The following is a 12,433-nucleotide window of genomic DNA, read 5'->3' on the forward strand; positions in this document are numbered from 1 at the left end:
TTTAGTATTCAAAAACACCAAACTCTGATTTTACCGTAACGTGTTTGCCTTCGCCTTTCTCAACACGGCCAATGATTTTGGCATCCACATTAAATGATTTCGAAATTTTAATGATTTCGCCGGCTAAATGTTCAGGCACATAAATTTCCATGCGATGCCCCATGTTAAACACCTTGTACATTTCTTTGTAGTCTGTTTCACTTTGCTGGTGTATGGTTTTAAATAGAGGCGGCACATCAAATAAATTATCTTTTATAACATGTAATCCATCATTTAAAAAATGAAGCACTTTAGTTTGCGCCCCGCCGCTGCAATGTACAAGTCCGTTTATTTGACCTGCAAATTGATTTAGAACAGCTTTAATTATGGGAGCGTAAGTGCGTGTTGGTGATAATACTAATTTCGCAGCATCAATCATTTCCGTTGTTTGCTTACCGTTAGAATCGGTATAGCTAACTTCAATCTTATCGGTTAGATTCAGTCCTCCTGTATACACGACTTCCTTTGGCAGCGCATTATCGTAAGTTTCAGGGAATTTCTGCGCAACTGCTTTTCCAAATACGTCGTGGCGCGCGCTGGTTAAACCATTACTGCCCATACCTCCATTGTATTCATTTTCATAAGTAGCCTTTCCGTAAGAGGCAAGTCCAATAATAACATCACCGGCTTTTATATTGTCATTTGAAACAACAGCGTTACGTTTCATGCGACACACAACAGTGCTATCCACAATAATAGTTCTAACTAAATCGCCCACATCAGCGGTTTCGCCACCTGTAGAATGAATACTAATGCCGTTATTGCGTAGCATTTCCAAAACATCTTCAGTTCCATTAATGATAGCGGAAATAACTTCGCCGGGAATTAGATTTTTATTACGCCCGATCGTTGAAGAAAGTAAAATGTTATCAGTTGCCCCTGCACAAATCAAGTCATCTACATTCATGATAACCGCATCTTGTGCAATGCCTTTCCATACATTTAAATCGCCGGTTTCTTTCCAATAAGCATACGCCAACGAAGATTTGGTACCGGCGCCATCGGCATGCATGATGACACAATGCTCTTCACTGCCGCTTAAAAAGTCGGGAACCACCTTGCAAAATGCCTTTGGAAAAAGCCCTTTATCCAAATTGGCAATCGCTTTGTGAACATCTTCTTTGGAGGCCGAAACCCCTCGTAAATTGTATTTAGAATCGGACATTTCCTTTTAATTTTATAAAAAACTGATTATCAAGACAATAAAAAGCCTGTTTTAGTCGCTTAACCTTTAGTTTAACAACTCAAAAGTAAACAAATACTGTGAATTTCGGCAGATAAATGTATCAGGAGCCGTTATTAACTGCCTGGCCAAATTTTACTAACATTTGTTGTTTTTTAGGGTTATCGTATTAAATTTGATAACTACTTTTTGTAGAGTAGATTAAGTCATTGAAAAATGTTTTTAAGAAGACTCACATATCTTTTTGCTTTCCTTATTGTGGTGATTGGCCTTTTTAGTTTTAAACCTAGGGCTTCTTATCCTAATGCTGCAAATCAGCAAATTCATGGCGATACGTTAAAAACAGATGGTTCTGTTAAGCAATCTAAGTTGGATATTGATGAAGGTATCAAATGTACGCGTGCGGAATTATTAGAGCGTGAATTTTCGGCTACCGGTGCTAACAAATACGGCGAAATTTTACGTATCACTTTTCAGGATTTAGAGCGTGGTGCACGTGAAATTATTTTCCAAAAAAAATTAATGGAAAATGATAATGTGAAATTTTTCATGCCAAATGATTTAATTAAAGAAGCAAACACGGCAGTGCTTATCGTCATGAAGGGCGATAAAATGTATTTCAAAAAAATCGACTTAGTCGACGAAGAATAATTTCTTCCTGTTCTTATTAAAACCAAAATTTCTATAGTCAGCTATTTTAATACTCTGCCATTCAGGTATGGGTTAAAAAATTCTAAGCTGATTGATCAAATAGATTTGCAGGAAGATATCCCGAGTATTTGCGCGCAGAAACTAAAATTCAAACAGGTAGAAATCGGTTTAGTGCCGGTAGCTTTACTGCCGGAGTTGGAAAATTTTAAAGTGATTACCGACTACTGTATTGGCGCTAACGGAAAGGTGGATAGCGTTAAGCTTTACAGCATGGTTCCGTTAAACGAGATTAAAACAGTTATCCTCGATTATCAGTCTAAGTCTTCGGTGACACTCACGAAAGTTTTAAATAAGTTTTATTGGAAAACAAATTTTCAATTTGAGGATGCAATTCCGGGCTACGAGCAATTTGTGAGTGGCAATACCGCCGCTGTTGTAATCGGCGATCGCACCTTTGTTTTAAATGGAAATTATAAGTTTGAATACGATTTAGCGGAAGAATGGAAAAATTTTACAGGTTTACCATTTGTATTCGCAGCATGGGTGAGCAACGGCGAAACAAATCCTGATTTTATAAAAGAGTTTAATCAGGTTTTAAAGTCAGGTGTCAATAACATTGATAATGCTTTAAAGAATTCTTCGCATCATTTCTCAGAAAAATTTAATGCTGAAGATTACTTAAAGAATAAAATTGATTTTAATCTGGATGACAGAAAGAAAATTGCTTTAGAATTGTTTTTAAATTACATCAGGCAATTATAGTCCGTCAAATTTATTACCGATAATAACCTTCAAAGAATTAGGATGAATTTTATAAACTAATTCTTTTCCTTGCATATCCGGCTCACCATCATAGTGTATGCTGTCGGGATTTTCCCGTGTCACAACAATGTCTTTTCCGGTAAAGGTTTCTATTAATGCAGATTCGTTGGCTTTTCTTCTTAAAACTTTAATTACTGCGCCAATACCTTTTAGTAACGGAAATGGTTTTAAGATGGCGAGGTGAAACAAACCGTCATTCAATAATGCTTGGGGAGCAATATAAAAATCATTACCATATTGTCCGGCATTTGCGACCGTCATTAAAAACGCGTTACGCTCTATGTCTTTTCCGTCAATATTTATTTTATAACGCGAAGGCTTGTAATTAAAAATTTCTCTGATTGTAATTTTTACATAAGATTGAAGCCCGCGTTTAGCTGAGGTAGCAAATAATTTTCCGATATGCGCGTCAAAACCTACTCCGCTTGTGCAAAAGAAGGGAATGCCATTTACACTTCCGGTATCAATGGTTCGGTAATTTCCCAATGCGATTTGTTTAATAGCTTCTTCTGTTTTAACAGAAATTCCGAGTGAACGTGCTAAACCATTACCCGACCCTGCAGGAACAATACCCAGAGCAATGTTGGTGTTAAGTATTGATTTAGCAACTTGATTAACTGTTCCGTCACCACCCACGGCAACAGCATCGGTATAGGAACCTGTTTGTAGTGAATGTAATATTTCCTGGAAGTGATTTCTGTCTTTCCAAATAGTAATATCATTATGTATCGAGGAAGGAAATTCTTTTCGAATAGTTTCTATTAATTTACCGGAAATTTTTTTCCCGGCATTTGGATTTACAATAAAAAGAATTTTTCGTGACATTGCTTAAAGTTAGAAATACTCTATTAAATAAAAAAACTATGAAAACGCTTCAATTTCTTTATAGATGCGTTCTTTTGCATTAGCAATCCATGATTTAAACATTGGATTTTCGTAATTATATTCATTAGTATGATCCAATAATTTGGAAAGCTCAAATTTATCCGCGTAAATTCCGGCTCCTGCTTTGTGAGCGTCTCTCGAATTGCAAAATTGCTCATAATGTCCTTTTATTGGCACCATTAATACAGGCTTACCTAAATACATCGCTTCACAAACCGATTCAAATCCTGCTGAAGTGGCAAGCCCTCTCGCGCCACTCATCTTCTCAAGGAACAATTTATCGTTGATGGCGTGTACATGGAGCGTTTCTTTATTAAAAGTGTAATTGGAATAAATAAATTGAGGATTATCAGTAAAACAGTGCAATTCCACTTCCTGATTTTTATTATGCCATTCGGCTATCTCTTCAAAATAACCATTATTGACGAGATAAATCAAATAATGACCGTTTAGCTCAGGGCTTAATTCAAAAACTTGATTACGCAAGAGAGGAGGAACAACTGTTACGTTGTTTTTTGTTCCCTCTAATTCATAGAAGCTTAGCGCTAGTTTTTTATTAGAACCGGTAGAAGTAATTTTAGTAAACAATTTTATAGCGAATTGATCTCCTTTTTTGCCATCGGGAAATTTGAATTCGGGGTGCAGATAAATATATTGATGAGCAATGCAAAGGTGAGGGATATTTGGTTTATACAATCTGTAATAAAGTCCGGCTAATAAATCAAAAAAATTAACAATGACATCCGGTTTTGTTTTTTGAATGAGTTCGTCTATTTTTTTCAGACTTTCTTTATAGGTTTTGATGTTTTTGAATCCATGTATGACAGATTTAGTAACATTTATGGATTTGTTTTTTTTGTCGGTGACAAAATTCGGACTTTGTAATTGAAGTATTGGGCATTTCACGTGTTTGAAAAAGAATTCAGGAATATCTCTTTTGCCACTGGAGCCTAAAACTATCCCTGAAACTTCGTGACCTTTTTCAATTAGTAAATCATGGAGCGTCATGGCTTGTGTCATATGACCGCGACCTTCTCCTTGCACAAATAGCAAATATTTTTTTTTCATTTATCCTTGAAGTGTAACACCCGGAGGTAAAATATTATCAATATCCTTATTCGCTTTTGCTTTTTTTGCGGCCTCATGTATCATCTGCCAATGATGATAATATACGATGTGCCATTTACCGTTTTCATCTTCAACTAAGGCCGATAAATTCTCCACCCAGTCGCCCGAGTTTAAATATTCAATGCCATGAATGTCTTTAACAACAGGCTGATGGATATGTCCACAAATAATGCCATCACATTTTCTGGCACGCGCTACCTTAACCAATTCATTTTCGTAATCTGAAATAAAAGAGACTGCTGACTTTACTTTAGCTTTTACTGCTTGCGAAACGGAGTAGTATGGTAAACCTTTCTTTTCTCTATAATTGTTGTAATGGTGATTAAACCAAAGCAGAAATGTATAGCCAATATCTCCCAACTTAGCAATCCATTTGAATTTTGAAGTAACATTGTCAAAAATATCTCCATGCGTAACAAAGTATTTTTTTTCTAGTCCATAATGAATGTGGTATTTTTTTATTTGAAATCGTCCGAAAGTGAAAGGAATCATTTCTTCTAAAAAGTCATCGTGATTACCGCGCAGATAAATAACATCGCATTTATTTTTGGCCGTTAAATTGATAATGTGTTTAAAGAAATTGGTGTGACGTTTTTGCCATTTACCTGACTTTTTTAATTGCCATCCGTCAATAATGTCGCCATTAAGAATTAATGTATCGCATTTGTGATGTTTAAGAAATCGGGTTACTTCTTTTGCTTTAGATGAATTTGTGCCGAGATGTATATCAGAAAGCACAATGGTTCGGTAGTATGTTTTCACTCATTAAGGGTTTTACAAATATTATCCCTTAAAATGAACCCAGTGTGAAACGAAGGTTACGAAGAAATTATTTTTTCAATTTAAATTTCAAATAATGTAAATTAATATTTAAGTCTGAGTAAAAACAAACCCCCTCTGTTTTGCGGAGGGGGTTTTAAAAATGGGACTAAATATTATTGTTTTATCACTTTAGCTACTGCCTGATGCGATTTTGTTTTTATACTTATAAAGTATATTCCACTTTCAACATTTTGCAAGTTTAACTCTTTATGTATACCTGTTCCTTCAGCACTTTCTTGCATAATTATTTTTCCTAATAAATCTGTTACTGTTATTAAAGCTGCTTCACCGCTGCGATTAGCCGCATTAATCGTAATGACAGAAGTAAAAGGATTTGGCGCTACAGATAAACCAAGCATGTTTTGAGAAGAAATTTGGTTAATACCTGTTGTTGTTGCTGTAATTGTAAAATTGAAGTCATTAATGTCAAAGAAAATATTTGTAGGGCATTCAATTTTAATTCTACATATCGTAATATTAGCAGTAACGGTTGGAACTGTAACAGTAAGGGAGCCTGAATTAACAACGTTATTCATTAAGGTTGTAAATGTATTACCACCATCGTACGAAATCAAAACGTTTACAGTTCCGCAACTTACCGGTGCAATATCTGTACCATTCACATTCCAGGTAATTGTCTGCGATGAACCTCCAGGCCATGAAATAGCTGCTGCATTTGGATAGGTAACACTAAACGGGCCTGCATTGGAAATAATAACAGGCTGGTTAACGTAGCACACCCCTCCGCCACCCATTTTGTTATCACGGGCAATTAAACGGAAATTTAAAGTTTGCGCTGTTGCAGGTAAATATTCTCCCTTCGTTCCAGTCATGTTTCCTGACAGAATCACGCTTAGTTTTGGAAATAAGCGGGTAGGAGATGGTGTAGGTGTGTATGACATGAAATATGGTCTGTTACCGGAATTCCAGTTTCCACCTGCTGTTCCGGGGTCAGTTTGTTCCCACTGAAAAGTTAAAGGATCGCCATCCGGATCTGTACCGCTCCCTGTCAATTGAAAAGGTGTGGATTTCGGAATGGTATAAGTTCCGGGTCCAGTTACTACAGGAGGTTGATTACCGGTTGTAACTGTGCTGGCGCATGAATTACCGCCGCCAAGATGAGTAAAGTTCACAATCTCATCATAACTGATAGCATGAAAGTATGCGATGCTGTTATTCGCTAAATTATTTGTGGTGCCGCAAATACCTGCATATGCCATAATCGTAATTCCACTACCCGGTTCAACAGAAGTGGATGCATTTCGGTTTCCATTACAAGAATTAGTTAATGCATTAAATGTATGATTACCTCCGAATTGATGACCGATTTCGTGTGCTACATAATCAATATCGTAAGGATCACCCACGGGATTTGCGCTTCCGGTTATACCGCGCGCTTTGCTGCTTCCGCACACACAACCCAACATCGCTAATCCACCACCACCGGTACTGAATGTATGTCCGATATCATAATTAGCAGAACCAATGTTTGCATTAATCACGGTTTGACTTTCATTAATTAATGTTCCGGCATTGTTGTTTCCGTTAAACGGATCCGTTGCTCCGCTAGGATATAATACAATCGTATCGTTAGCCACTAACATTAATCGAACCGCCACATCCGTTTCGTAAACACCATCTACACGATTAACACTGGTTACTACTTTCGATAATATTTGTGATTTCGTAGGATTAGCCACGCCTGTTGCTGCTACGGCATATTCACCTGTACAGGCTACCGCTAATCGGTAACGGCGTAAATTAGCGCCAACGCAAGTTGCCGGTGGCGCGCTGGATGATTTATCTGCAGTGTATTCAGGATTCTCCATCACACCAACTTCAGGAAGCATGTGTGCAGGGTCTTTCTTAAAATCGTGGGTATAATAGGTGATGTAATCAATTTGATTACCTCTGCAAAACGGATCGATAAATACACTACCATTTGTGCTTCGAATCATAGCGTGAAATCCAAAATCGTTTACATCTAATTTTCCTTTTGCATAGATGTCATCAACACCTTTTACAGAGTAAGTTTTAATTTTTGGATAGGCATTCGCTAATCCTTCTTCCATGATTGGGGCTTCCACCACGCGAAAGGCAGCGACTTGACCGTTAGGCATTGGTAAATCAATAATGCAATTCGAAAGAGAAATGTTAACCTGATTTTCTGACGGAGCAGTAAGGAGTTTACTTCTTAATTCATTTATATTAACCTGATAGGTTAAATATTTTTGCGGAACAATTTCTCGTGTACCGCTTAATGTTATTTGATTTTCGTTAATCGGCGACCATAATCTTTCCGATTGAGCAAATGCAGCGATACTTAATCCAAGTAAGCTGGCAGAAAGTAAAAATTTCTTCATGTTATTAAATGAATACTAATAAAGGTAATGAAATTATTACTGAGTTAAAAGGCTTAAATCCGATTTATTCTGGGAATGCTAGTACAAGAAGGGCTTTATCTTTTCGTCGGTAACCTCATAGTCTTTATTGTCCTTATAGAAATCGGACAAATAGCGGTTGAGTGCTGCCACATAAATATAATGCCTCTCAATACGTTGTCTTTTCTCAACGGTAACCGGAATGATGGCATCACCTACTTTAATTTTAACAATTGGAGTTCCTGTTACCGTACTTTTATTAGTTACGTAAAACGGAAAAGGGTCTTTTAATTGATGGCCATATTTGTTTTTAATAACAATGGCAGCTTCCTTACTGGGATTGCCAATTTCTTTGACAAGAAGAGCAGTATCTTCCTTCACATAACCGATAGAAGAATTATACACATCGTCTTTTTCGGCGAGTAAATAAAATTTTTCTTTCATTTCAATGCTTGGATCCACTACTAAATTAGAATCTAAAAAAATCCCGCTGCGTGTACCGTTTAATAAAGTATCACTGTGATGACTGTAAAAGAAATAAACTTTAGAGAAGGTGTAATATTTCTGAAACGCTAGCACAATATTTTTATTGATGGCCATCATCTCGTATTCTTTTTGGGTAGCTAAATCGGCTTTACCCATTTTACGCAAACTCTCAATAAGTTTTTTGTTGTTGTGCAATCGAACAACTAAAGCGCCATTTTTTAATTGGTTGATTTGCCACTTTGAAATAGCAGTCCGACGCTTGTAAAAATGTTCAAACTGTGAATTATCTTTGTAGTCGGGTGGATTGTAAACGCTTTTGTTTTTGTCTTGTGCAAAATGAATGGCAGGCACAAAAAACAAAAAAGCGAAAATTATTTTACTTAACCACTGAGCCATTGTTGATGTTTAATTTAGTCGGACTCACAAAACTTAATTCGCCCTGCAAATTTTCAGCCATCAAAATCATACCCTGACTTTCGATGCCTTTTATTTTACGAGGCGCAAGATTAGCTAAAATGCACACTTGTTGGCCGATGATGTCTTCAGGTTTATACCATTCTGCGATACCACTTACAACCGTACGTTTGTCGATGCCCGTATCGATTTTGAGCTTTAATAATTTGTCGGTTTTAGGAACGCGTTCTGCTTCTAAAATAGTCCCCACACGAATGTCCATTTTTCCGAAATCATCGAAAGAAGTTTCAGATTTTGCTTCAGGTAGGGAGGCGTTCGCTGCCGCATTCTCTTTTTTAGCATTCACCAATTTATCGAGCTGAATTTGCACATCGGCGTCTTCAATTTTCGTAAATAAAATCGCTGATTGGTCACTTATTTTATGTCCTGCTGCGATGTTATTCGTGTTTCGTGCCGAACTCCATTTCATTGGCTGGAGATTTAGCAATGCAAATAATTTTTTACTTGTAAAAGGAATAAAGGGCTCACAAACTATAGCCAGATTAGCCGCAATTTGTAAGGAAACATTCATAATTGTTCTTACCCGTTTCTCATCCGTTTTAATTAATTTCCAAGGCTCCTGATCAGCTAAATACTTGTTACCGATACGTGCTAAATTCATCATTTCAGCCAGGGCTTCACGGAATTTGAATTTTTCGATCGCTTCTGAAATTTTATCCGGGGCTTTAGCTACTTCTTCTAAAGCCAATAAATCAGTTTTAGTGTACTCACTTGCCTCAGGCACCAGACCGTTATGATTTTTATTTGTTAAAACCATTACACGGTTGATGAAATTCCCGAGAATATCAGCTAACTCACTGTTGTTTTTAGTTTGAAAATCTTTCCAGGTAAAATCATTGTCTTTTGATTCAGGCGCATTCGCGCATAAAGTGTAACGTAAAACATCCTGACGGTCATTGAAATCAAGCAAGTATTCATGCAGCCACACGGCCCAATTTCTGGAGGTGGAAATTTTATCGCCTTCAAGATTTAAAAACTCATTGGCCGGAACATTATCCGGTAAAATAAAACCACCATGTTCCATTAACATGGCAGGGAAAATAATGCAATGAAAAACAATATTGTCTTTACCGATGAAATGAATCAATCGCGTGTCTTCGCTTTTCCAATAGTGCTCCCATTTATCGGGCATTAATTCTTTTGTAGCAGAAATATAGCCAATGGGCGCATCAAACCAAACATACAAAACCTTTCCTTCCGCATCCTTAACAGGAACAGGAACACCCCAGTCTAAATCGCGTGTCATCGCCCGAGGTTGTAAACCGTCGCCACTCTCTAACCAGCTTTTACACTGACCATAAACAGTAGGTTTCCAATCGCTGTGTTTACTTAAGTAGTCAGCTATTTTGGGTTGTAATTTATCTAAAGGTAAAAACCAATTTTTAGTTTGTTTTAATACCGGCGCACTCCCTGATAAAGCGGACTTAGGGTTCTTTAAATCTGTTGGACTTAAACTGGAACCGCACTTTTCACATTGATCGCCGTAAGCATTCGGATTAGCACACTTCGGACACTCACCGGTTATGTAACGATCAGCTAAAAATTGTTTAGCCTCTTCATCGTAATATTGCTCAGTTACCTGTTCGGTGAAAGATCCTTTTTCGTAAAGTGTTTTAAAAAAATCAGATGCGGTTTGATGATGTGTTTTATTGGAAGTGCGGGAATAAATATCGAAAGAGATGCCAAATTCCTTAAAAGCATCCCCCATAATTTTATGATATTTGTCAACCACCTGTTGAGGTGTAATGCCTTCTTTTTTCGCTTTTATGGTAATAGGAACGCCATGCTCATCGCTTCCACACACGAAAACTACGTCTTCCCCCTTGCTTCGCAGGTATCTAACGTAAATATCGGAGGGCAGGTAACAGCCGGCCAGATGCCCGATATGAACGGGGCCATTGGCATAAGGGAGGGCTGCGGTTACCAGAGTGCGCTTAAAATGTTTTGCCATAAAAGCTTTTAAAAATTAAAAAAAATTGTAATATTGTACAAAGATACACATTGCCCTTTAAGTTTTATTAATTATAAAAAATTATTACAATGTCAAACGCAGAAAAATGGAAGCTCATCGAGTTTCCGAAAAAGGTGAAACTACAGAAGAAATATTTGGTGTCTAATACAGGAAAACTTTCCAGTTATTACGATAACCCTAAAGAGGCAAAAAAATTAAAAGCAAAACGAATTGAAGATTATCATTGCATCAGTTTGCGAATGTTTGGTGTAAAAAAATCATTGTTTGTACATCGTTTAGTGGCAGAGTCATTTGTGAAAAGACCAAGTCCAAAACACGAATATGTCATTCACTTAGATCATAATAAAGGCAATAACAACGCTTCTAACTTAAAGTGGGTAACACTAGAGCAGCAAGTGGAACACCGTAAGTCGAGTCCGGCTGTTAAACGTGCCTTAAAAGAGCGTGTATTGCAAGACGGTGATTATTCAAAAGTACTTACCGAAGCAAAAGTTCGTCGTATTAAAGAAGAAATCTGGAATCCTAAACGTAAGCGTACATTAAAACAAATTGCAGACGCGTTTGGTGTATCAGAGATGAATATTTACCGCATTAAGAGTGGTGAGTTTTGGTACAAGATAAAAGTGAAAGGTGAGCCTGATCACAAGAAATACTTAGCTTACAAAAAAGCCAAGCAAAACGCTAAATAAGCATCAGCCGTGAAAACTCCCCCGTTACTCAAGAAGGGAGATGTTGTGGCCATTGCTGCTACTGCCCGAAAAATTTCTAAAAGCGAATTAGAGCCCTCATTACAAATTTTAAAAAATTGGGGACTCAAAGTCGTTTTTGCTCCTAACTTATTTAAAGAACAAGATCAGTTTGCCGGCAAGGATACTGAGCGCGCACGTGGTTTACAATGGGCATTAGACAGCGAAGATGTTAAAGCGGTTTTTATTGCCAGAGGTGGTTACGGCACCATTCGTGTTATTGATGCGATTGATTTTTCTGATTTTAAAAAGAAACCCAAATGGGTAATTGGTTATAGTGACACAACTGTTTTGCAGAGTCATTTAACTAATTTGGGCATTGCCTCTATTCATGGAACTATGCCATTTCAATTTGCGCAAAACGAAGAAGCCACCGAAAGTTTACGAAAAATACTATTTGGTGAAAAGCAAGAATACGAAACGGAAGCATTTAAGTTAAACAGAAATGGCGTAGCGCAAGCTGAAATTGTTGGGGGGAATTTATCCTTATTGTATGCGTTGAGTGGTTCGGTTTCCGATATCAACACAAAAAATAAAATATTATTCATTGAGGATTTGGATGAATATCTGTATCATATTGATCGAATGATGTTGCAATTAAAACGCTCCGGTAAATTAAAAAATCTGAAGGGCTTAATTGTAGGCGGGATGAGTGATATGAAGGATAACAAAATACCTTTTGGTAAAAGTGCCGAAGAAATAATTTACGACGCGGTTAAAGAATATAAGTATCCGGTATGTTTTAATTTTCCGGCAGGACATATTCCGCGCAACCTCGCATTATATTTCGGAAAGAAAGCAACACTGAAGGTGACTAAAAAAGGCGCAACGCTTAAGTATTAAA

11 protein-coding genes are annotated in these 12,433 nt (G+C 37.1%); 4 read left to right on the top strand and 7 right to left on the bottom strand.

What is annotated here, in order from left to right; translation table 11 throughout:
• Position 1: 1 nt before the first annotated feature.
• Positions 2-1,204: a phosphoribosylformylglycinamidine cyclo-ligase gene (locus J0L69_02865; GenBank protein ID MBN8692106.1), complete on the bottom strand. Its 1,203-nt coding sequence runs from the start codon at positions 1,202-1,204 to the stop codon at positions 2-4.
• A 234-nt stretch (positions 1,205-1,438) separates the two neighbouring features.
• Here J0L69_02865 and J0L69_02870 point away from each other — a divergent pair, with 234 nt between their 5' ends.
• Together J0L69_02870 and J0L69_02875 are read left to right on the top strand one after the other, a co-directional pair.
• On the top strand, positions 1,439-1,873 hold the full coding sequence (locus tag J0L69_02870; GenBank protein ID MBN8692107.1) for a hypothetical protein: 435 nt from the start codon (positions 1,439-1,441) through the stop codon (positions 1,871-1,873).
• Positions 1,874-1,888: 15 nt separating this feature from the next.
• The gene (locus tag J0L69_02875) at positions 1,889-2,635 is read left to right on the top strand and encodes a menaquinone biosynthesis protein (GenBank protein ID MBN8692108.1); all 747 of its coding nucleotides are present in this window, start codon (positions 1,889-1,891) and stop codon (positions 2,633-2,635) included.
• On the opposite strand, the gene J0L69_02880 is transcribed toward J0L69_02875, so the two are convergent.
• The 6 genes from J0L69_02880 to metG all read right to left on the bottom strand — a co-directional run bounded on the left by J0L69_02880 (position 2,630) and on the right by metG (position 10,822).
• Positions 2,630-3,520, bottom strand: coding sequence for a YegS/Rv2252/BmrU family lipid kinase (locus J0L69_02880; protein ID MBN8692109.1), 891 nt, complete (start codon positions 3,518-3,520; stop codon positions 2,630-2,632). The two genes, J0L69_02875 and J0L69_02880, sit on opposite strands and share 6 nt — an antisense overlap.
• 36 nt (positions 3,521-3,556) lie before the next feature.
• A complete protein-coding gene (locus J0L69_02885; protein ID MBN8692110.1) occupies positions 3,557-4,648 on the bottom strand; it encodes a hypothetical protein in 1,092 nt (363 codons plus the stop codon).
• Complete coding sequence (locus J0L69_02890; GenBank protein ID MBN8692111.1) at positions 4,649-5,470, bottom strand: UDP-2,3-diacylglucosamine diphosphatase; 822 nt, start codon at positions 5,468-5,470, stop codon at positions 4,649-4,651. It lies immediately after the preceding gene.
• 173 nt (positions 5,471-5,643) lie between these two features.
• On the bottom strand, positions 5,644-7,893 hold the full coding sequence (locus J0L69_02895; GenBank protein MBN8692112.1) for a zinc-dependent metalloprotease: 2,250 nt from the start codon (positions 7,891-7,893) through the stop codon (positions 5,644-5,646).
• Between the two features lie 78 nt (positions 7,894-7,971).
• Positions 7,972-8,793: a hypothetical protein gene (locus tag J0L69_02900; GenBank protein MBN8692113.1), complete on the bottom strand. Its 822-nt coding sequence runs from the start codon at positions 8,791-8,793 to the stop codon at positions 7,972-7,974.
• Positions 8,774-10,822: a methionine--tRNA ligase gene (metG, locus tag J0L69_02905; protein ID MBN8692114.1), complete on the bottom strand. Its 2,049-nt coding sequence runs from the start codon at positions 10,820-10,822 to the stop codon at positions 8,774-8,776. The genes J0L69_02900 and metG overlap by 20 nt, the downstream gene beginning before the upstream one ends.
• 89 nt (positions 10,823-10,911) lie before the next feature.
• On the opposite strand from metG, the gene J0L69_02910 reads away from it, so the two are divergent.
• Complete coding sequence (locus tag J0L69_02910) at positions 10,912-11,532, top strand: HNH endonuclease (GenBank protein MBN8692115.1); 621 nt, start codon at positions 10,912-10,914, stop codon at positions 11,530-11,532.
• A gap of 9 nt (positions 11,533-11,541) precedes the next feature.
• Positions 11,542-12,432 carry an LD-carboxypeptidase gene (locus J0L69_02915; GenBank protein ID MBN8692116.1) on the top strand — a complete coding sequence of 297 codons (891 nt, stop codon included), beginning with the start codon at positions 11,542-11,544 and terminating at the stop codon, positions 12,430-12,432.
• Position 12,433 lies beyond the last annotated feature (1 nt).

The organism is Bacteroidota bacterium, from assembly GCA_017303905.1.
Taxonomy (GTDB): domain Bacteria; phylum Bacteroidota; class Bacteroidia; order B-17B0; family Aurantibacillaceae; genus JAHEYG01.